Source organism: Mycobacterium sp. NGS54, assembly GCF_059812465.1.
This window is the reverse complement of the sequence record NZ_JCALCS010000004.1, coordinates 230,893-250,960: the sequence shown is the minus strand read 5'-3', so window position 1 is coordinate 250,960 and position 20,068 is coordinate 230,893. Positions and strand designations below refer to the sequence as shown.

The 20,068-nt window shown below is 69.3% G+C and carries 21 protein-coding genes and 2 pseudogenes; 12 read left to right on the top strand and 11 right to left on the bottom strand.

Annotation, left to right across the window (positions count from 1 at the left end; all coding sequences use genetic code 11):
* Nucleotides 1-33: 33 nt before the first annotated feature.
* Nucleotides 34-951, top strand: coding sequence for a DUF3027 domain-containing protein (locus AC5Y5E_RS13590; protein ID WP_499903510.1), 918 nt, complete (start codon nt 34-36; stop codon nt 949-951).
* On the opposite strand, the gene AC5Y5E_RS13585 is transcribed toward AC5Y5E_RS13590, so the two are convergent.
* A complete protein-coding gene (locus AC5Y5E_RS13585; protein WP_499903509.1) occupies nt 948-1,403 on the bottom strand; it encodes an SRPBCC family protein in 456 nt (151 codons plus the stop codon). The two genes, AC5Y5E_RS13590 and AC5Y5E_RS13585, sit on opposite strands and share 4 nt — an antisense overlap.
* 22 nt (nt 1,404-1,425) lie before the next feature.
* The gene (locus AC5Y5E_RS13580) at nt 1,426-1,701 is read right to left on the bottom strand and encodes a DUF2530 domain-containing protein (RefSeq protein WP_499903508.1); all 276 of its coding nucleotides are present in this window, start codon (nt 1,699-1,701) and stop codon (nt 1,426-1,428) included.
* Between the two features lie 122 nt (nt 1,702-1,823).
* On the opposite strand from AC5Y5E_RS13580, the gene AC5Y5E_RS13575 reads away from it, so the two are divergent.
* Genes AC5Y5E_RS13575 through AC5Y5E_RS13565 form a run of 3 tightly spaced genes read left to right on the top strand, consistent with a single transcriptional unit; the run spans nt 1,824 to nt 3,345 of the window.
* Nucleotides 1,824-2,255, top strand: a complete 432-nt coding sequence (locus AC5Y5E_RS13575; RefSeq protein WP_499882196.1) for an Rv0880 family HTH-type transcriptional regulator — start codon at nt 1,824-1,826, stop codon at nt 2,253-2,255.
* The gene (locus AC5Y5E_RS13570) at nt 2,252-3,076 is read left to right on the top strand and encodes a TrmH family RNA methyltransferase (RefSeq protein ID WP_499903507.1); all 825 of its coding nucleotides are present in this window, start codon (nt 2,252-2,254) and stop codon (nt 3,074-3,076) included. The genes AC5Y5E_RS13575 and AC5Y5E_RS13570 overlap by 4 nt, the downstream gene beginning before the upstream one ends.
* The gene (locus tag AC5Y5E_RS13565; protein WP_499903506.1) at nt 3,073-3,345 is read left to right on the top strand and encodes a DUF2537 domain-containing protein; all 273 of its coding nucleotides are present in this window, start codon (nt 3,073-3,075) and stop codon (nt 3,343-3,345) included. Before AC5Y5E_RS13570 ends, AC5Y5E_RS13565 begins: the two co-directional genes overlap by 4 nt.
* A gap of 152 nt (nt 3,346-3,497) precedes the next feature.
* On the opposite strand, the gene sepH is transcribed toward AC5Y5E_RS13565, so the two are convergent.
* Both sepH and serC read right to left on the bottom strand, forming a co-directional pair.
* A complete protein-coding gene (sepH, locus tag AC5Y5E_RS13560) occupies nt 3,498-4,253 on the bottom strand; it encodes a septation protein SepH (RefSeq protein ID WP_499903505.1) in 756 nt (251 codons plus the stop codon).
* 121 nt (nt 4,254-4,374) lie between these two features.
* Nucleotides 4,375-5,493: a phosphoserine transaminase gene (serC, locus tag AC5Y5E_RS13555; RefSeq protein ID WP_499903504.1), complete on the bottom strand. Its 1,119-nt coding sequence runs from the start codon at nt 5,491-5,493 to the stop codon at nt 4,375-4,377.
* Between the two features lie 209 nt (nt 5,494-5,702).
* Here serC and AC5Y5E_RS13550 point away from each other — a divergent pair, with 209 nt between their 5' ends.
* A complete protein-coding gene (locus tag AC5Y5E_RS13550) occupies nt 5,703-6,728 on the top strand; it encodes an AurF N-oxygenase family protein (protein ID WP_499903503.1) in 1,026 nt (341 codons plus the stop codon).
* A gap of 16 nt (nt 6,729-6,744) precedes the next feature.
* A complete protein-coding gene (locus AC5Y5E_RS13545; RefSeq protein WP_499903502.1) occupies nt 6,745-8,433 on the top strand; it encodes an FAD-dependent oxidoreductase in 1,689 nt (562 codons plus the stop codon).
* Here the strand turns inward: AC5Y5E_RS13545 and AC5Y5E_RS13540 are convergent.
* Both AC5Y5E_RS13540 and AC5Y5E_RS13535 read right to left on the bottom strand, forming a co-directional pair.
* Entirely contained in the window at nt 8,430-8,888 is a 459-nt protein-coding gene (locus AC5Y5E_RS13540; RefSeq protein WP_499903501.1) for a VOC family protein, read from the bottom strand. The genes AC5Y5E_RS13545 and AC5Y5E_RS13540 overlap by 4 nt on opposite strands.
* 141 nt (nt 8,889-9,029) lie before the next feature.
* Complete coding sequence (locus AC5Y5E_RS13535; protein ID WP_499903500.1) at nt 9,030-10,151, bottom strand: citrate synthase 2; 1,122 nt, start codon at nt 10,149-10,151, stop codon at nt 9,030-9,032.
* 72 nt (nt 10,152-10,223) lie between these two features.
* On the opposite strand from AC5Y5E_RS13535, the gene pdxH reads away from it, so the two are divergent.
* Nucleotides 10,224-10,883: a pyridoxamine 5'-phosphate oxidase gene (gene pdxH, locus AC5Y5E_RS13530; protein ID WP_499903499.1), complete on the top strand. Its 660-nt coding sequence runs from the start codon at nt 10,224-10,226 to the stop codon at nt 10,881-10,883.
* Nucleotides 10,884-11,060: 177 nt separating this feature from the next.
* Complete coding sequence (locus AC5Y5E_RS13525; RefSeq protein ID WP_499903498.1) at nt 11,061-12,356, top strand: citrate synthase; 1,296 nt, start codon at nt 11,061-11,063, stop codon at nt 12,354-12,356.
* On the opposite strand, the gene AC5Y5E_RS13520 is transcribed toward AC5Y5E_RS13525, so the two are convergent.
* Together AC5Y5E_RS13520 and AC5Y5E_RS13515 are read right to left on the bottom strand one after the other, a co-directional pair.
* Nucleotides 12,353-13,924, bottom strand: a complete 1,572-nt coding sequence (locus tag AC5Y5E_RS13520) for a phytoene desaturase family protein (RefSeq protein ID WP_499903497.1) — start codon at nt 13,922-13,924, stop codon at nt 12,353-12,355. The two genes, AC5Y5E_RS13525 and AC5Y5E_RS13520, sit on opposite strands and share 4 nt — an antisense overlap.
* 2 nt (nt 13,925-13,926) lie before the next feature.
* Nucleotides 13,927-14,190 (bottom strand): DUF2630 family protein, encoded by a 264-nt coding sequence (locus AC5Y5E_RS13515; RefSeq protein WP_499903496.1) that lies wholly within the window; start codon nt 14,188-14,190, stop codon nt 13,927-13,929.
* A gap of 107 nt (nt 14,191-14,297) precedes the next feature.
* Between AC5Y5E_RS13515 and arfA the strand changes: the two genes are divergently transcribed.
* From arfA to arfC (AC5Y5E_RS13495), 4 genes and pseudogenes are all read left to right on the top strand, one after another.
* Nucleotides 14,298-15,260 (top strand): channel-forming protein ArfA/OmpATb, encoded by a 963-nt coding sequence (arfA, locus tag AC5Y5E_RS13510; protein ID WP_499903495.1) that lies wholly within the window; start codon nt 14,298-14,300, stop codon nt 15,258-15,260.
* Between the two features lie 11 nt (nt 15,261-15,271).
* Nucleotides 15,272-15,424 carry a channel accessory protein ArfB gene (gene arfB, locus AC5Y5E_RS13505; protein WP_499903494.1) on the top strand — a complete coding sequence of 51 codons (153 nt, stop codon included), beginning with the start codon at nt 15,272-15,274 and terminating at the stop codon, nt 15,422-15,424.
* Nucleotides 15,421-15,504, top strand: a pseudogene (gene arfC / locus AC5Y5E_RS13500) (channel accessory protein ArfC); the annotation flags it as partial. The gene arfB and the pseudogene arfC (AC5Y5E_RS13500), both read left to right, overlap by 4 nt.
* A gap of 747 nt (nt 15,505-16,251) precedes the next feature.
* Nucleotides 16,252-16,695 (top strand): annotated as a pseudogene (gene arfC, locus AC5Y5E_RS13495) (channel accessory protein ArfC, sunset domain variant); the annotation flags it as partial.
* 4 nt (nt 16,696-16,699) lie between these two features.
* Here the strand turns inward: arfC (AC5Y5E_RS13495) and AC5Y5E_RS13490 are convergent.
* From AC5Y5E_RS13490 to AC5Y5E_RS13480, 3 genes are read right to left on the bottom strand one after another with little or no spacing between them, the layout of a single operon-like run.
* Entirely contained in the window at nt 16,700-18,040 is a 1,341-nt protein-coding gene (locus AC5Y5E_RS13490; RefSeq protein ID WP_499903493.1) for a HAMP domain-containing sensor histidine kinase, read from the bottom strand.
* A 26-nt stretch (nt 18,041-18,066) separates the two neighbouring features.
* Nucleotides 18,067-18,777 carry a two-component system response regulator PrrA gene (gene prrA, locus AC5Y5E_RS13485; RefSeq protein WP_142276448.1) on the bottom strand — a complete coding sequence of 237 codons (711 nt, stop codon included), beginning with the start codon at nt 18,775-18,777 and terminating at the stop codon, nt 18,067-18,069.
* 58 nt (nt 18,778-18,835) lie between these two features.
* On the bottom strand, nt 18,836-19,975 hold the full coding sequence (locus tag AC5Y5E_RS13480; RefSeq protein WP_499903492.1) for an FAD-dependent monooxygenase: 1,140 nt from the start codon (nt 19,973-19,975) through the stop codon (nt 18,836-18,838).
* Nucleotides 19,976-20,068: the final 93 nt, after the last annotated feature.

Sequence of the window (20,068 nt, the reverse complement as noted above, 5' to 3'; positions counted from 1 at the left end):
CTGTAGTCCGATCGACACTGGAGAGGGGGCAGCGTGACCGGACCCACTGAAGAGTCAGTGGAGCCCGCCGTGACGACCGTGGCCGAGTGGCCCGACGAGTTGGCGGCGCTGCTCTCCGGTGCGGCTGACCAGGCCAGGGCCGCCGTCGAGGAGTTCGCCGGTCCGGAGGCCGTCGGGGACTACTTGGGCGTCAGCTTCGAGGACCCGAACGCCGCGACCCACCGGTTCCTGGCGCATTTGCCCGGCTACCAGGGCTGGCAGTGGGCGGCCGTGGTCGCCGCCTACCGCGGCGCGGACCACGCCACGATCAGCGAAGTCGCGCTGATCCCGGGTCCGACGGCGTTGCTGGCGCCGGAATGGGTGCCCTGGGAAGAGCGGGTGCGACCGGGGGATCTAGGACCCGGCGACCTGCTGGCGCCCGCGGCGGACGATCCTCGATTGGTCCCGGGCTACGCCGCCAGCGGCGATCCGCAGGTCGACGAGACCGCCGCCGAGGTCGGGTTGGGCCGGCGCTGGGTGTTGGGCCCCGTGGGCCGCGCCGAGGCGGCCGAGCGATGGCACACCGGCGACTACGGTCCTGATTCGGCGATGGCGCGTTCGACCAAGCGGGTGTGCCGCGACTGCGGCTTTTTCCTGCCGCTGTCCGGAGCGCTGGGTGTGATGTTCGGGGTGTGCGGCAACGAGCTGTCCGCCGACGGGCACATTGTCGACAAGCAGTACGGCTGCGGCGCCCATTCGGACACCCCGGCCCCGGCCGGCGCCGGCTCGCCCATGTACGACCCCTACGACGACGGCGTGCTGGACGTGGCTGAGAACCCGCCGCCGGCCCAGGCCGAGGCGCCGGAGTCGGTTCAGGCCGAGGCGGTGGAGCCGGTGGAGCCGCCGCTCGAAGCGCCCGAGTCGCCGCAGGAAGCGCCGGAGTCTCCCGAGCTCACCGAACCGGGCGACTAGCCTTTCTCGGCGGCGGCCTTGATCCGCGCCAGCGAGGTGTTCATTCCCTCGAGCAACTCGCGCTCGAAGTTCGCGGTGCCGCCCATGAGCGCGTTGACCGACAGGTTCGAGAACGCGGTGACGCCGTTCTCGGCGTGGCGGCTCTCCACCACGCGGGTGCCCTCGCCGTTGGGCTCGAGTTCGTAGCTCCAAACTGTGTGGTTGGTGTTGACCCGGAACGCCAGCTTCTTCTCGGGAACCACCTCGACCACCGTGCTCGTGGTGGGCCAGAACATGCGGTTGCGGCGGTTGAGGTTGACCGTGCGGGCGCCGGGGCGAACCGGGCCGATGGGCCGCATCCAGCGACACTGGGGACTCCACTGCGGCATCCTCCGGAAGTCGGAGATCAGGGCCCAGACCTTCGAGGCCGGCGCGTCGATGTCGATTTGTGCTTGCAGTAGCGGGGCGACCATTGCTTCTCCCGGTTCGGCGAATTTACTTGCGGTCCAGGTAGGTTTCGAGGCCGGTCTGCGCGCCGCGTGCGCCGCGGCGCGCGGCGGCGAGCTGCAACACGAAGATGCTGGTGCCGATCAGCGAGACGCCCAGCCCGCCCAGCGTCACCGGGCGCCAACTCTGCAGCGCGGGCACGACGAACGCGAGGACGGCGCCGATCAGCCAACCCGCGAACCCGACCGCGATGACGGGCCACACCTGGAGCAGCGCGGCCGGCAGCGGCGGCGCCTCGCGGCCGTGGCCGGGTTCGACAGTCATCGCGATCAACATAGCCCGGCGACAATGGACACCGGAAGCTGCTGGAGCGCGAGCAAAGGACCAAAGTCCGTCGTTGGCCGTTTCGTGTCCCGTGCTTCTTGCGTTGCGTGTACCCTCGCGCCATGCCTGACAGCGATGCGCGGCTGGCCAGCGACTTGTCGCTGGCGGTCATGCGGCTGGCCCGCCAACTGCGGTTCCGCAACCCGTCGTCGCCGGTGTCGCTGTCTCAGCTGTCGGCGCTGGCCACGCTGGCCAATGAGGGCGCGATGACCCCCGGCGCGTTGGCGATTCGCGAGCGCGTCCGGCCGCCGTCGATGACCCGGGTGATCGCTTCGCTGGCCGAGATGGGTCTGGTCGATCGCACCCCGCACCCCGTCGACGGCCGCCAGGTGCTGGTCTCGGTGTCCGAGGCCGGCGCGGAGCTGGTCAAGGCGAACCGTCGGGCCCGCCAGGAGTGGTTGGCAAAGCGGCTGGCGACCCTGGACGTCGAGCAACGCGACACCCTGCGCGAGGCCGCCGACATGATGTTGGCCCTCGTCGACGAAGGCCCGTGACCGACGGCCCGGACGTTCAGGACGTCACCGATCCCGACGACCCCCGCCTCGACGATTTCCGCGACCTCAACAGTGTCGATCGCCGTCCCGATCTGCCGACCGGCAAGGGGCTGGTGATCGCCGAAGGCGTGCTGGTGGTGCAGCGCATGCTGGCGTCGCGATTCACGCCGCACGCCCTGCTGGGCACCGAACGCAGGCTGGCCGAACTCGCGGACGATCTGGCCGGCGCCGCGGCACCGTACTACCGGGCCTCGGCCGAGGTGATGGCCAAAGTGGTCGGCTTCCACCTGAATCGCGGCGTGCTCGCGGCCGCGCGCCGGGTGCCGGAGCCCAGTGTCGTGGAGGTGGTGGAGAGCGCCCGCACCGTCGCGGTGCTCGAGGGCGTCAACGACCACGAGAACCTCGGCTCGATATTTCGCAACGCCGCGGGATTGGGCGTGGACGCGGTGGTGTTCGGCGCCGGCTGCGCGGACCCGCTGTATCGTCGCGCCGTGCGGGTGTCCATGGGCCACGCCCTGCTGGTGCCGTTTGCGCGAGCCTTCGAGTGGCCCAACGACCTTATGTTGTTGAAAGAGAGCGGATTTCGGCTGCTTGCCATGACCCCGCAGCGTGAGGCCTCCGCGCTGGCCGAGGCGATGGCTGCGGCGGTGGACGAACGCGTCGCGGTGGTGGTGGGCGCCGAGGGGCCGGGACTGACGAGGGCCACCCTGCGGCTCAGCGATGTGTGGGTCCGCATCCCGATGTCGCGGGGTACCGACTCGCTCAACGTCGCGACGGCGGCGGCCCTGGCCTTCTACGAGCGGGCTAGGCTCACGTGGTGAGCGACGAGTCCGTCCCCTGGGCAACGGGTTTGACGGTGTCCGCGTTCGTCGCCGCGGTGACCGGGATCGCCATCGTCGTGCTCAGTCTGGGGCTGATCCGGGTGCATCCGCTGTTGGCGGTCGGGCTGAACGTCGTGGCGGCGGGGGGTTTGGCGCCGACGCTGTGGGGTTGGCGGCGCACCTTGATACTGCGCTGGTTTGTGCTCGGCGCGGCGGTGGGTGTGGCGGGCGCCTGGCTGACGCTGCTGGCGCTGACGGTTTCGGGCTAGCGGTGGTCCGCTGCTCGCGCGTCGAGTGTGAATCGTGGGCCTTGTGCGTGAGCCCTAGGCGCAAAAATCGGCCAACTCCCGCCGTCGCTTCACACCGAAAGCCCTGAGCTCACAGTCAAAGCCCCGAATGCACTTCGGGCGTCACCGTCCGGCTAGCGGTGGCCGCCTGAGCGCACCCCGAGCAGCACGTCTTCCCAGGCCGGGATGACCGGCTTGCCACGCCGGGTGTGCACCGGCTGTTCGGGCGGGGCAGGCGGCGCCGGCTTCGGCTCTTCTTCGCGATCGATGGGGGCCACCCGCGCGAGCGGCCGCAGGGGGCGCTCGAAGGTCGGGTCGATCAGCTCGCTGGCCGAGTCGTCGGTCGCCGTGACCGTGCCGCCGTGGGCGCCGGGGGTGAAGCAGAAGTGCGCGATGTTGTCGGTGCGGCCGGCCTTCCAGGCGAGCTGCACGGTCCAGCGGCTGTCCTCGTTGCGCCAGGCGTCCCAGCTGAGCCGGTCGGGTTCGAGGCCGCGGGCCACCAGCGCGGTGCTGATGGTCTCCAGCAGCGTCAGCACCGACGGCCCGTCGGCGAGCATCGGGTGCGCGGCCGTTGCCAGTTCCGCGGCGCGGGCGCGTTCCAGCAACACCGGGTGTGCGAACCGGCGCACGCGCACGATATCCGAGCCGGAGGCGGCGGCCACCTGCTCGACGGACGCGCCGGCGCGGATCCTGGCCTGAATTTCCTTGGGGCTCAGCATGTTGGTGACTTGCATGTCGAGCGGCGGCTGCTCGAGCGGTGGCGCCTCGCCGCGGAGGGCGGCCCGGAGTCTGTCGTCGGCCGCCAGCTTGAACCGGTCCGCGGGGTCATCACCCTCACAGATGATGTATTTGCCGTCGTCGTCGAGACCAACCACTTTGAGTACCCGCATGGCTTCTCCTCGCAGGCTCCGTCCCGTTGCGCAACGGACCCGTCAGGTGCGCACTCTAATGCAGCTAACGCCGGTAACCCGCTCTGACACGCTGGCGGGTTGCCGGCCGATGACAGTCCGGTTAAAGCCGTTCGACCACCCAGTCGACGCACCGGGTCAGGGCGCTGACGTCCTCGGGGTCGACCGCGGGGAACATCGCGACCCGCAACTGGTTGCGGCCCAGCTTCCGGTACGGCTCGGTGTCGACGATGCCGTTGGCCCGCAAAGTCTTGGCGACGGCCGCGGCGTCGACTTCGTCGGCGAGGTCGATCGTGCCCACCACCTGAGACCGCAACGCGGGATCGGCGACGAACGGTGTCGTGTAGGGCCGCTCCTCGGCCCAGGAGTACAACCGCTGCGACGAGTCCGCCGTGCGCTTGACCGCCCAGTCGAGCCCGCCGTTGCCCAGCATCCAGTCCAGCTGTTCGGCCATCAGCGCCAGGGTGCCGATCGCCGGGGTGTTGTACGTCTGGTTCTTCAGGCTGTTCTCCACCGCGATGGGCAGCGACAGGAAGTCGGGCACCCAGCGGCCGGACGCGGCGATCGACTCGACGCGCGCCAGCGCGGCGGGGCTCATGACGGCCAGCCACAGCCCGCCGTCGCTGGCGAAGTTTTTCTGCGGCGAGAAGTAGTAGACGTCGGCCTGGGTGATGTCGACCGGCAGACCGCCGGCGCCCGAGGTCGCGTCGATGAGGATCAGCGCGTCGTCCGCGCCGGCGGGGCGGCGGACCGCAACCGCGACCCCGGTCGAGGTCTCGTTGTGTGCCCATCCGATCGCGTCGACCGACGGGTCGCTCTGCGGCTCGGGGGCGCTGCCGGCGTCCGACTTGATGATGATCGGGTCGCCGACGAACGGATTCTTGGCGACGCAGGAGGCGAACTTCGAGCTGAACTCGCCGAAAGACAGGTGCAGCGAGCGCTTGTCGATCAGCCCGAAGGCGGCGGCGTCCCAGAACGCCGTCGCGCCGCCATTGCCCAGGATGACCTCGTAACCGTCCGGCACCGAGAACAGCTCTCGGACGCCGGACCGGACCCGGCCCACCAGATCCTTGACGGGCGCTTGCCGGTGCGACGTGCCGAACAGCGGCGACGCGGTGGTGGTCAACGCCTTCAGTTGTTCGGGCCGGACCTTCGAGGGGCCGGACCCGAAGCGGCCGTCGCGGGGTTTGATGTCGGAGGGGATCTCGAGCTGGTCAGCCATGTCAGCCAGCCTAGTAAGCCTCCGGGGGTGCCGACGTCGTGGGCCGAGCTAGCCCAGGCGGGGCCCCACGGGATGTGAGCCACGCCACACCACCCGCGTGACCACCGGTCAGGCCACAGCGCGTCGGGGCGGTCTAGAAAATACCCGGTACCTGCGGTACTGTCTGGACATTGCACGTCCGAATGTAAACCTCGGCGGGGAGGCTTGGAATGGACAGGACGCGAATGGTCCGGCGCTGGCGGCGCAACATGGAAGTCCGCGACGACGCCGAGTACGTGAACATGCTTGCCACACTGTCCGAGGGGTCGGTGCGGCGAAACTTCAACCCGTATACCGACATCGACTGGGACTCACCGGAATTCGCGGTCACCGAGAACGACCCCCGGTGGATCTTGCCGTCGACCGACCCGCTGGGGCGCCATCCCTGGTATCAGGCGCAGTCCGAGGCGCGCAAGATCAAGATCGGCATGTGGCGCCAGGCCAACGTCGCCAAGGTCGGCCTGCACTTCGAGTCGATCCTGATTCGCGGACTGATGAACTACACGTTCTGGATGCCCAACGGGTCGCCGGAATACCGGTATTGCCTGCACGAATCGGTCGAAGAGTGCAACCACACCATGATGTTCCAGGAGATGGTGAACCGCGTCGGCGCCGACGTTCCCGGCATGCCGCGGATGCTGCGCTGGGTCTCCCCGCTGGTGCCGTTGGTCGCCGGCCCGCTGCCGGTCGCGTTCTTCATCGGGGTGCTGGCCGGTGAGGAGCCCATCGACCACACGCAGAAAAACGTTCTGCGCGAAGGCAAGTCGCTGCACCCGATCATGGAGCGGGTGATGGCCATTCACGTCGCCGAGGAGGCCCGGCACATCTCGTTCGCGCACGAATTCCTGCGCAAGCGGCTGCCGGAGTTGACCAAGCGCCAGCGCTTCTGGACGGCGTTGTACCTGCCGTTGACGATGCGGGTGCTGTGCCAGGCGATCACGGTGCCGCCCAAGTCGTTCTGGCGGGAGTTCGACATCCCGCGCGCGGTGAAGAAGGAACTCTTCTTCCGGTCGCCGGAATCGCGAAAGTGGTTGAGCGACATGTTCGCCGACGTCCGGATGCTCGCCCACGACACCGGTCTGATGGAAACCCGTTCCGCGCGGCTGATGTGGCGGCTCTGCAAGATCAACGGCAAGCCGTCGCGCTACCGCAGCGAGCCGCAGCGCCGGCACCTGGCCGCCGCGCCGGCCGCGTAGGACTTTTCGGAGTCATATGCCGCACGTTATTACCCAGTCGTGCTGCAACGACGGGTCCTGTGTTTTCGCGTGCCCGGTGAATTGCATTCACCCCACGCCGGACGAGCCGGGCTTCGCGACGTCGGAGATGCTCTACATCGATCCGGTGGCCTGCGTGGACTGCGGCGCGTGCGTGAGCGCGTGCCCGGTCGGCGCGATCGCGCCCGACACCCGGCTGGAGCCCAAGCAGCTGCCCTTCGTCGAGATCAACGCCTCCTTTTATCCCGAGCGGCCCCCCGGCGTGAAGCTTCCGCCGACGTCGAAGCTGGCCCCGGTGATCCCGGCCGCCGAGGTGCGCCCGCGCCGGCGGCCGTTGACCGTGGCCATCGTGGGATCCGGCCCGGCCGCGATGTACGCCGCCGACGAACTGCTCACCCAACACGGGGTGCGGGTCAACGTCTTCGAGAAGCTGCCCACGCCCTACGGGTTGGTGCGCGCCGGGGTGGCGCCGGACCACCAGAACACCAAGAGGGTCACGCGGCTGTTCGACCGGGTGTCCGGCCACCGCCGCTTCCGGTTCTACCTCAACGTCGAGGTCGGCGAGCATGTCAGCCACGCCGATCTGTTGGCCCACCATCACGCCGTGCTGTACGCGGTGGGCGCGCCAGACGATCGCCGGCTGGACATCGACGGCATGGGGCTGCCGGGGACAGGTACCGCCACCGAGTTGGTCGCGTGGATCAACGGGCATCCCGACTTCACCGATCTGCCAGTCGATCTCGGTCACGAACGCGCGGTGGTCATCGGCAACGGCAATGTCGCCCTCGATGTGGCCCGGGTGCTGACGGCGGACCCCGAGGACCTCGCCCGCACCGACATCTCCGACCACGCGCTCGAGGCGCTTCGCCGCTCGGCGGTGCGGGAGGTGGTGATCGCCGCCCGCCGCGGGCCCGCCCACTCGGCGTTCACCCTGCCCGAACTGATCGGGCTGACGGGCGCCTCCGAGGTCGTGCTCGACGCCTCCGACCACCAGCGCGTGGCGAGCGATCTGGCGGGCGTTTCGGATCCGCTGACCAAGACCAAGCTGGAGATCCTGAGCAAGCTCGGCGATGCTTCGGCGCCCGTGTCGCGCCCGCGAATCCGGCTCGCGTATCAGCTCACGCCCGAGCGGGTGCTGGGCGAGCGGCGCGCGACCGGCGTGGAATTCTCCGTCACGGGCACCGAGCAGGCGCGCCGGCTCGACGCGGGCCTGGTGCTGACGTCGATCGGCTACCGCGGGAAGGCGATTCGCGATCTTCCGTTCGACGAATCCGCGGCCGTCGTGCCCAATGACGACGGCCGCGTCGTCGACCCCGGCTCCGGCCGGCCGGTGCCCGGCGCCTACGTGGCGGGCTGGATCAAGCGTGGGCCGACGGGGTTCATCGGCACCAACAAATCCTGCTCGGTGCAAACCGTCCATGCCCTGGTGGCCGACTTCAACGCCGACCGGCTCACCGATCCGGTGGCCGGGCCGGAGGCGCTGGGCAGGCTCGTGCGCGCGCGCCGACCCGACGTCGTCGACTCGGCGGGATGGCGCGCGATCGATGCCGCGGAGATCGAGCGCGGCGGCCACGACGGGCGGCCCCGCAACAAGTTCACCTCCGTCGCCGACATGCTCGCCGCGGCGGCCACCGCACCGCCGGCGCCGCCGCTGCGACGCCGGCTGGTGGAGCGGCTGCGCGGTTAGCCGGCGCCCTGCCCGGCCATTGCGGCCGCGATCTCCTCGGGGCTGACCTCACGCACCGGCTGTCCCAGCGACCAGTGGTGGCCGAACGGGTCGGCGACCACGCCGTAGCGGTCTCCCCAGAACTGGTCGTCCAGCGGGGCCACCACGGTGGCACCCGCGTCCAGCGCCCGCTGGAACTTGGCGTCGACGTCGGTGACCGTCAGGTGAATGGTGACCGGGGTGCCGCCCAGTGACGTGGGCGTCATCGACTTGCCGCCGCAGGTTTCCGGGAAGTCGTCGTTGAGCATCACCGTGAAGCCGTTGATGCGCAGCGCGGCGTGGACCAGCCTGCCGTCGGGGCCGGGCACGCGGCCCAGTTCCTCGGCGCCAAAAGCCTTGACGTAGAAGTCGATCGCCGCGGAGGCGTTATCAACCACGAGGTGCGGGGACAGTGCGGGTTCGACGTTGATCGCCATGGTGTTCTCCTTGTTGTCGGTCTCGGATGCCGGCCCAGGCGGGGGCCGGCTCACGGTTACTGACTCGGCACGCGACCCAAACTCATCGCGGTGCGGGACCATTCAACCGCCGGGCACCGACAACTAATCAACCGCGCGGAATCAGGCGTGGGTGAGGACCCGGTCCCAGCCTTCGACTTGTTCCGGGGTGCGCGGGCCCGGTCCCACATAGATGGCCGACGGGCGGACCAGCTTGCCGAGCCGCTTCTGCTCGAGGATGTGGGCGCACCACCCCGCGGTGCGTCCACAGGTGAACATCGCCGGCATCATGTTGGCCGGCACGCGGGCGAAGTCCAGGATGACGGCGGCCCAGAACTCGACGTTGGTCTCGATGGCCCGGTCCGGACGCCGCTCCCGCAGTTCGGCCAGCGCGGCCTGCTCCAGCGCGACCGCGACCTCGTGGCGCGGGGCGCCGAGTCGTTCCGCCGCCGCCCGCAGCACGCGCGCCCGGGGGTCCTCGGCGCGGTAAACCCGGTGGCCGAAGCCCATCAACTTGTCGCCGCGGTCCAGGATCGACTTGACCAGGCCGCGGGCGTCGCCGGTGCGCTCGACCTCCTCGAGCATCGGCAGCACCCGAGCCGGCGCGCCGCCATGTAGCGGGCCGCTCATCGCCCCGATCGCGCCCGACAGCGACGCCGCGACGTCGGCGCCGGTCGAGGCGATCACCCGCGCGGTGAACGTCGAGGCGTTCATGCCGTGCTCGGCGGCCGACACCCAGTAGGCGTCGATGGCCTCGACGTGCCGCGGATCGGGCTCGCCCTGCCATCGGGTCATGAATCGGGCTGTGACGGTTGGGCATTCATCGATGACTCGCTGCGGAACGGCCGGCTGATAGATTCCGCGCGCCGACTGCGCGACGTAGGACAGGGCCATCACCGAGGCCCGGGCCAGCTGGTCGCGGGCGGTGGCGTCGTCGGTGTCCAGCAGCGGCTTGTAGCCCCAGATGGGCGCCAGCATCGCCAGGCCCGCCTGCACGTCGACCCGCACGTCGCCGGTGTGAATGGGCAGCGGGAACGGTTCGGCGGGCGGCAGCCCGTGGCCGAACTTGCCGTCGACCAGCAACGCCCAGACGTCGCCGAAGGTGACCTGCTGAGTGACCAGATCTTCGATGTCGACGCCGCGGTAGCGCAGCGCGCCGCCGTCTTTATCCGGTTCGGCAATTTCGGTGGTGAAGGCCACCACGCCTTCCAGGCCGGGGACAAAGTTTTCGGGGACAACAGTCATGGGAGAAATTCTTGCACCCCCCGTCCCGGCGGACGCTACCGGCCGGTAGCAACCGCCGGTAGCGTGGGCGCAATGGCTGGACCAGCAGAGGAACACCTGCAGCGGATGCGCGTGGAATACGGGTCGGTGGAGAAGGACGGCAGCCCGGACCTGGATGCGGATTGGCTGGCCGACGGCTGGCTTGCCTTGTTCCGCAAGTGGATTGAGGACGCCGAGCGCGCCGGGGTGGCCGAGCCCAACGCGTTCGTGTTGGCCACCGTCGCCGAAGGCAGGCCGGTCAGCCGATCGGTGTTGTGCAAGAGCGCCGACGAGACCGGAATCACTTTTTTCACCAACTACGACTCGGCCAAGGGCTTCGAGTTGGCGGCCACGCCCCACGCGTCGGCCACTTTCCCCTGGTACCTGCTGGGCCGGCAGGTGCACATCCGCGGCCCGGTAAGCAAGGTCGACCCGCAGGTCACGCAGGACTACTGGGCCCAGCGGCCGCGCGGTTCGCAACTGGGCGCGTGGGCGTCGCACCAATCGCGGCCGATCGCCTCGCGCGCGGCGCTGCTCGAGCAGCTCGACGAGGTCACGGAGCGCTTCGCCGACTCGGAGCGTGTCCCGGTTCCGCCCAACTGGGGCGGCTACCTCCTCGCGCCCGAGGTGGTCGAATTCTGGCAGGGCCGGGAAAACCGGGTGCACAACCGGATTCGCGTCGTCGGCGCGCGGGTCGAGCGCCTTCAGCCCTGAACGCCGACGCGGGCTATGAGGCCGGTCACATCCCGAATTCACCCCGGCTTGACCGCCGGACGGCCGCACGACCAGCGGACTCGACCCCGGGCAGGCGCGCCGCCGCCGCAACGACTACCTTCAGCAGTAAGCACCTAGTCAGGGCAGCCATACCAGCCAGAGCGCAAAGGGGTTCTCGTGGCCGACACCGACGACACCGCAACTCTGAAGTACCCGGGGGGCGAGATCGACCTGGAGGTCGTTCACGCCACCGAAGGAGCTGACGGCATCGCGCTTGGCCCGCTGTTGTCCAAGACCGGCTACACGACGTTCGACAACGGCTTCGTCAACACCGCCTCTTGCAAGAGCTCCATCACCTACATCGACGGCGACGCCGGGATTCTGCGCTATCGCGGCTACCCGATCGAGCAGCTCGCGGAGAAGTCGACCTTCATCGAGGTCAGCTACCTGCTCATCTACGGCGAGCTGCCGAACAAGCAGCAGCTGGACGAGTTCACCAACCGGATCCAGCGGCACACCATGCTGCACGAGGACCTGAAGCGCTTCTTCGACGGCTTCCCGCCCAACGCCCACCCGATGCCGGTGCTGTCGAGCGTGGTGAACGCCCTGAGCTCGTACTACCCCGACGCGCTGGACCCGGTGGACAACGGCCAGGTCGAGCTGTCGACCACCCGCCTGCTGGCGAAGCTGCCCACGATCGCCGCGTACGCCTACAAGAAGTCGATCGGGCAACCGTTCCTCTACCCGGACAACTCGCTTTCCCTGGTGGAGAACTTCCTGCGGATGACGTTCGGGCTGCCGGCCGAGCCCTACCACGCCGATCCGGAGATCGTCCGGGCGCTGGACATGCTGTTCATCCTGCACGCCGACCACGAGCAGAACTGCTCGACGTCGACGGTTCGGCTGGTGGGCTCGTCGCGGGCCAACCTGTTCACCTCTATCTCCGGCGGCATCAATGCGCTGTGGGGGCCGCTGCACGGCGGCGCCAACCAGGCGGTGCTCGAAATGCTCGAAGACATCCGCCAGAGCGACGACGACGTCACCGAATTCGTCCGCAAGGTGAAGAACCGCGAGGCCGGCGTCAAGCTGATGGGCTTCGGCCACCGCGTCTACAAGAACTACGACCCGCGGGCGCGCATCGTCAAGGAACAGGCCGACAAGATCCTGTCCAAGCTCGGCGGCGACGACGACCTGCTCAGCATCGCCAAGGAACTCGAAGAGGCGGCGCTGACCGATGACTACTTCATCGAGCGCAAGCTCTACCCCAACGTCGACTTCTACACCGGCCTGATCTACCGGGCGCTCGGGTTCCCGACCCGGATGTTCACCGTGCTGTTCGCGTTGGGCCGGCTGCCCGGGTGGATCGCGCACTGGCGCGAGATGCACGACGAGGGCGACAGCAAGATCGGGCGTCCGCGCCAGATCTACACCGGGTACACCGAGCGCGACTACGCGACCATTAACGACCGCTAGCTTTTCGCGAGGGACGCCAGCACGGCCATCGCGGCGTTGTGGCCGCCGATGCCCGATACCGCCCCTCCGCGGCGGGAGCCCGAGCCGCACAACATGATTCGTTCGTAAGCCGTTGCGACGCCCCATTGCCGCGCGGGGGTGTCCAGCGGGTCGTCGTCGTCGGCGAACGGCCACGACAGCCCGCCGTGAAAGATGTTGCCGGCCGTCATGCCCAGCGTGCGGTGCAGGTCCAGGGTGGTGGTGGTCTCGATGCAGGGGCGACCGTGGGCGTCGCTCATTAGGACGTCCTGAATTGGTTCGCCCAGAACGGAATTCAGCGAGTCCAGCACCGATTCGGTCAGCCGGTCGCGCAGTGCGCCGGAGTAGTTGCCGTCGAACAGCGCGTGCGGGGTGTGCAGGCCGAAGACCGTCATCGTGTGGGCGCCCGAGTCGCGCAGGGCGGCCGACAAGATGCTGGGGTCCGTCAGTGAATGGCAATAGGCCTCGCACGGCAGCGGATTCGGGATCTGCCCGCCGGCCGCGCGTTCATAGGCGGCGGCCAGCTGGGTCCAGGTCTCGTTGACGTGGAACGTCCCGGCGAACGCCTGCTCGGGTGTGACGGCGGCGTCGCGCAACCGGGGCAGGCGGCGTAGCACCATGTTGACCTTGACCTGCGCGCCCTGGCCCGGGGCCGCCGGCCGTTCGCCGAGCAGGCGGGCCAGGACCGTCGGTGTGACGCCGGCCAGAACGAACCGGCCCCGCACGGCGTGCTCTTTCTCGGCGCGGCGGTAGCGCACCAGGCCGTCCGGTTCGACGCCGAAAACCTCGGCACCGGTGATGATTTCGGCGCCATGGCCAATGGCCGTCGCCGCTAGTGCCGCCGTCAGTGCGCCCATCCCGCCGACGGGGACGTCCCAGTCGCCGGTGCCGCCGCCGAGCACGTGATAGAGGAAGCAGACGTTCTGCCGCAGCGACGGGTCGTCGAGGCGGGCGAAGGTGCCGATCAGCGCGTCGGTCGCGATCACGCCGCGCACCAGGTCGCTGCCGACCGCCTCGGCGATGGCATGGCCGATCGGCTCGTCGACCATGGCGCGCCACGCGGCCGCCGCGCCGGGGTCGCCGGCGTCGGTCACGTGCCGGCGGGCCTGTTCGCGGGTGCGCAGCGGGTCGAGCAGCGTCGGCCACAGCCGCTGGGTGACCAGCCGGCAGCGTTGGTAGAACGCGGCGAAACGGGGCTCGTCTTCGGCGGCGCCGATGGCGGCGAACTGGCCGGGGCGCCCGATCAGCAGCCCGCGGCGGCCGTCGGTGGCGGGGTCGGGGGTGTACGACGAGAACCGCCGGCCGGCCAACCGCACGCCGAGTCCGAGGTCCTCGACGATCCGGGACGGCAACAGGCTGACCAGATACGAATAGCGCGACAGCCGAACGTCGACGCCGTCGAAGGCCCGCACGGACACCGCCGCCCCGCCGACCTGCGCCAGCCGTTCCAGCAACCGCACCCGAAGGCCGGCCCGGGCCAGGTAACCGGCTGCGACCAGCCCGTTGTGGCCCCCGCCGACGATGACGACGTCGACCTCCGAAGGGGGCACGCTCAGCCCAGGTAGCCCTCGACCTCGTCGGGCGGGCGCACCTGCGCCTCGCGCGGGTCACCGCCCGTCTCGCGCAGCGCCCGGCGCTGCCGCAGCAGGTCCCAGCACTGGTCGAGTTCGACCTCCAGCCGGCGCAGGCGATCGTGCTCCTCCGACGTGCTGATCTCGCCGTGCTGCAGCTGCGCCCGCAGGGTCTTCTCCTCGGCGACCAGCCCGCGGATGTGTGCCAGCGTTTCGCTGTCGGTCGGTTTGTTGCCGTTGGCCATGGCACCAGTGTGCCCGACTTGACAGGCGTTGCCGCGCCGACTGGGTAGGCTGCATATCGCCTGCAAGATGCAAACGTCGGGGGAGCGAACCGAGGGGAGAAGCAAAAGTGGGGGTAGGCGCGGGTTTGCGGCATCCGTCCGCAAGCACCGACTCGGTGCCGGCGCCGGAGATGCACCGGCCTTCGGCCGGCCTTCCCTGGCTGATCGCGGCGGCGGTAATTCCGTTGCTGATAGCTGCGATCGGCTACTGCGCGTTCGATCAACCGCGGCCCGCCCACGGGCCGGGCGGCCCGGCGCCGTCGACCACGACCGCCGCCCCCAAGTTGTCCCTGGCGCCGCTGTCAATCACCCGCAACGGCAACGACTTCACGCTTGCCGGCGACTTTCCCGACGACTCCGCCAAGGCGGCCCTGCTGAAGGCGGTCAGCGGCTCCCTCCCGCCGGGCGTCAACATCGTCGACCAGATCCGCATCAACCCCAGCATCGACGCGCTCGATTTCTCCAAGGCCGCACCGATATTCAAAGCCGGCGCCTCGATTCCCGATTTCAGTCTCGTGGTCAGCGGGGACACGATCACCCTGGCGGGCACCGCGGCGTCGCAAGACCAAAAGAACACCGTCAGCCAGGAGGCGATGCGCACCTGGTCCTCCTTGAACGTCGTTGACAAGCTTGCGGTCAACGGGCCGATTCCGCCGGCGCCCGCGGCGCAATGCGCCGACCTGCAATCGGCGATCAATGCCCTGACGGGCGGGCCGATTGTGTTTGCGAACGACGGGTTCAGCCTGACCCCGGCCGACAACCAGATCCTGATCCAGGTGTCGGGCCGGCTCAAGGCATGCCCGACCGCGCATGCGACGATCAACGGCTTCAGCGACAATTCCGGCGTCGAGTCGATCAACGTCGCCTTGAGCAGCCAGCGGGCCCAACGGGTGGCCGACTTCCTGGTTGCGAATGGCGTCGCGGGCGCGGTGCTGGTCGTCAAGGGTCTCGGTTCGGTCAATCCCGTCGCCTCCAACGACACGGTCGACGGTCGCACCAAGAACCGCCGCGTCGAAATCGTTGTGAGCTAAGGAGACCGGGCATGGATTTCGTGATCCAGTGGTTGTGGTACCTGCTCGCTTTCCTGGCGGGCTCGGCTGTCGCCCGCGTGATCGCCAACATCTTGAACAAGCGCATCGTCGTTGAGGAAGTCCCCGTCGCCGCGAACCGGCATGAGATGGGCGACGACGGATGACCCACGTGCACTGGTGGATGTTCGCCCTGGCATTCGTGATGGGCGTGGTGTTGACGCTCGCGTTGGCGGTGCGCCCCGTCAAACGTCAAGTGCAGGTGGTGGTGCCGATTGACCGCGAGCCGACGCCGGAGGCCGAGCCCGAGCGGCCCACGACCGTGCTCGACGTCGAGCAAGAGGTGGTTCCGGTTGCGCAAGAGCGGCCGACGACGATCTCGGTCCCGCATGATTTGTTGATGACGAAGCCCCCCGCCGCCGAAGAGCCTGAGACGAGGAACATTCCGGCCGCGGAAGAGCCTGAGACGAAGAACATTCCGGCCGCGGAAGAGCCTGAGACGACGAACATTCCGGTCGCGGAAGAGGCGCCGACCGCGATGGTTTCCGTCGAGCAGCCGTCTGGCGCGCCGGAGGATCCGCCCGCGGACGAGCCGCCGACCACAGCCCCGACCGCGCAGGAATCGCCCGAGCCGGGCCGGTCCTTCCGGCGGAGGTTCCTGCCAAGGCGGGCGCGGACCGTCGAAGACCCGCCGACGGAAATCATCCCGATCGAGCGACTGGCTGAGCTCGCGGAGCTTCCCGTCGAGCCGGAGTCCACGGCGACGGAGATTCCCGCCGACCAACAGCCGACCGTCATGATCCCGGTCGAGCCGGAGCCCGAGACGACGCAGATTCCCGTCGAGCCGGAACCGCCGACGACCATGATCCCGGTCGAGCCGGAACCCGCGACCACGGAGATTCCCGTCGCCCCCGAGCCGCCGGCCGCCGCCCCGGAAGAGCCACCCAAGACCGGGTTTTCGTTCCTGCAGAGATTTTTCCCAAAGCGGGAACCTGCCCCCGAAAAGCCGCCTACGGGCAAGCGGCCGGCCGCGAAAAGGGCCTCCGCGAAGACGGCCCGTCCGCCCGCCAAGGGATCGCCGACGAAGAAGACACCGGCCGGCAAGAGGCCGCCGCCGCGCAAGGTTCCGCCGGGTAAGCGGCCGCCGGGCGCCAAGGCGCGGCCCGCGAAGCAGGCCCCCGTCGCCAAGCCGCACGAGTCGCCCACCAAGTGGATCCCCGTGTTGCCGTACGAGCCCTACGGCCCGGGCTCCGCGCGCGCTACGCCGGATGGCGGCGGGCCGGCGGGATGGCTGGTGAAGGGGCGTTCGGATACCCGGCTCTACTACACGCCCGATGATCCGACCTACGACCCGACCGTCGCGCAAGTGTGGTTCAAGGACGAGGAAGCCGCCGCGCGAGCCTGTTTCACCCCGTGGCGCAAGAGCTCGAGAAAGTAGCCGTTTAGGTCGGGGCGGGGATGCGCAGCAGTAGCCGCGCGCCGCCCAGCGGGCTGTCTTCGAGCGAGGCCGTCCCACCGTGCAAGTGCGCCTGCTGGGCCACCAACGCCAGCCCCAGGCCCGATCCCGAATGCGAGGCCGTCGACCCGCGCGAGAACCGTTCGAACACCACCTGGCGCTCGGACTCCGGTACCCCGCAGCCGTTGTCGTCGACGGCGATTTCCACCCCGGCGCGCGAGCTGACCGCCGACAGCCGGACCCGGGTGGCGCCGCCGTGTTTGACGGCGTTGGCGATCGCGTTGTCGACGGCGAGGCGCAACCCGGCAGGCAGGCCGACGATGATGCAGGTCGGCGAGGGCACCAGCGACACGTCGAGGTCGGGGTAGACCCGCATGGCGTCGTGCGCGGCCCGGTCGAGCAACTCGGTGATGTCGACCGGTACCTGATCGTCCGACGTGGACAGCTGGCCCTGGGCCAACCGCTCCAGCGCGCTCAGGGTGGACTCGATCCGCGACTGGGTGCGGATGACGTCGTTGAGCACTTCTTTGCGTTGATCGTCGGCCAGGTCCAGGGTGGACAGCACCTCGAGGTTGGTGCGCATCGCCGTCAGCGGGGTGCGCAGCTCGTGGGAGGACACCGCCGCGAAGTCGCGGGCGGATTCGAGCGCCTCCTTGGTCCGGTTCTGCTCGTCCCAGATGCGTTGCAGCATCCCGCGCATCGCCTCGGCGATCTCGACGGCCTCGCTGGCGCCGTGCACTTCGACTCGCGGCGCCTCGTCCCCCGCATCGATCGATCGGGTCTGCTGGGCCAGCTGTTTGAACGGGCGCACCGCGAATACGGCGAGCAGCCAGGCGAACACAGCCGCCGCGCCGATGGCGAATCCGCAGATCAGCATCACCCGCCGGTGCAGGTTGTTGGTCTCGGCGAGGGTGGCGTCGTACGTGGCGCCGACGGCGAGCGAACTTGGTCCCGGGCCGGGTATCTCCACCGTCCGGACCCGGTAGCGCACGCCGTGGACATAGGCGTCGCCGTAGTCGACGTCGAGTTTGGGCAGCGTGACGTCGGAATTGGACTTGACCAGGTTGCCGCGGCGGATCGTCATGATCGCGTCGCGGTCGTTCGGTGACCGCGGGATTTCGTCGAGACCGCGCGGCAGGAACGGGATCGCGAAACCCGCGGCCTCGTCGAGCCGGCGATCCAGCCGTTCCTTGCGGTCGTTGGTGATTCCGACCCAGACGACGGCGCCGACGATGAGCACCGGAATCGCCGCGCCGATGGCCGTCGCAAGCACCACCCGGGTGCGCAGCGAGGGCGTACGGGCAAAGATCCGGGACAGGATGTTCATGACTGTGTCACCTGTTCACAGCATGGCTATTGCATTCGCAGCACGAACCCGACTCCGCGGACGGTGTGCAGCAGCCGGGGACCGCCGTTGGCTTCCAGCTTGCGACGCAGGTACCCGATGAACACGTCGACGACGTTGGTGTCGGCCGCGAAGTCGTAGCCCCACACCAGCTCGAGCAGCTGCGCGCGGGACAGCACCGCGGTCTTGTGCTCGGCCAGCACGGCGAGCAGGTCGAACTCGCGCTTGGTCAGGTCGACGTCGACGCCGTTGACCCGTGCGCGCCGCCCGGGGATGTCCACCTCCAGCGGCCCGACCGTGATGGTTTCGGAGGAAGAGGTCGCGGTGGAGCCGCGGCGGCGCAGCAGCGCCTTCACCCGCGCGACCAGCTCGGCCAGCACGAACGGCTTGACCAGGTAATCGTCGGCGCCGGCCTCCAGTCCGGCCACCCGGTCGTCGACCGAGCTGCGGGCGGACAGCACGCAGACCGGCACGTCGTTGTCCATGGCCCGCAGCGCCGTGACGACGCTGACGCCGTCCAGCACGGGCATGTTGATGTCGAGCACGATCGCGTCGGGGCGCGTCTCGGTGGCGCTGCGCAAAGCCTCGGCGCCGTCGACCGCCGTGGATACCTCGAACCCGGACAGGCGCAGGCCACGTTCCAGCGATGCGAGTACGTCGGAGTCGTCGTCGACGACCAAGACCCGGGGCGAGGTGGGACCAGTGTCCATGCCGCCCATCTTGCCTGATTGTCCGCGGTGGCGGTGGGAGGCGCGGCTCAGCCGCGAGCGTCCGCGATCACCGGCGGCTCAGGCCGCTGAGCTGGACCGCGAGCTGCCGCCGCACGGCGGGGACCTGCGCGGCCAGGCGTATCCCCGAGTTGCGGATCGGGCGCAACGGGCGCGGCAGGGTGGACATCCGGGTTAGGCGTCCGGTCAGCGTGAGCACCTGCTCGGCCCATCGCCGCTGGGTGGCGGCGTAGGTGTCCAGGGCCGTATCGGGGCTGCCGCCCAGCACTTCGGTGAGCGCGCCGGCCAGTGCGATCGCGTCGGTGATGCCGAGGTTCATGCCCTGGCCCCCGGCGGGGCTGTGCACGTGGGCGGCGTCGCCGGCCAGCAGCAGCCGGCCGGCCCGGTAGGTGTCGGCGACCCGGTGGTGGATGTGGAACCGCGTGCCCCACAGCAGTTCGGTGACCGCCAACTCGCCGCGTCCGAAGGTGCGGGAATCCAGCAGCGCCTGCACGAACTCGACCGTCGGCGTCTTCGGTGCGTCCGCGGTCGGCGCGACGATGCGGAAGATGTCGCCGGGCAGCGGCGCCACCACGGTCAGGCCTTCCTTGGCGTAGAACAGGATCACCTCGTCGCGGGGCGCCCCGCCCGCCAGGCGGACGTCGGCGAGCGCGAACGACTCGGCGAATTCGCTTCCCGTGAAACCGATTCCGGCCTGTTCGCGCACCGTACTGTGCATGCCGTCGGCGCCGACGACGTAGCCGGCCCGAATGGTGTCGCCGTCGTCGAAGGTGGCGGTGACGCCGTTTTCGTCCGGGGTGAGGTGGCGCAGGGTCTTGGGCCTCAGGACTGCGCCGCCCAGTTCGTGCAGCCGCTCCAGCAGCAGCCGTTCGGTGTCGGCCTGGGAGAGCATCAGGCTGTACGGATACTTCGTCGGGAGCTCGCTGAAGTCGACTGGGATCAGGATTTGCCGGCCCGCGCGCATGGTGAACCGCCGCGCGATCAGCCCTTGTTTGACCATCCGCCGGGCCACGTCGAGCTCCTCGAGCGCCTCGAGCGTGCGGGCGTTCACCACGGCCGCGCGGGTGGTGTTCTGCCCCTCGGCCAGCGCGTCCACCACGACCGCGTGGACCCCCTTGGCGATCAGGGAAGCGCCCAGTGCGAGGCCGGTGGGGCCGGCGCCTACCACCAGGATGTCGGTGTCGTTCATGGTTGGCTCCTCTCATTTCTTATGTCAACGCTTGTTGACCTGACTCCATGGTGGCGCGTCGAAGGTCGGATGTCAACAGTTGTTGGCCTACAA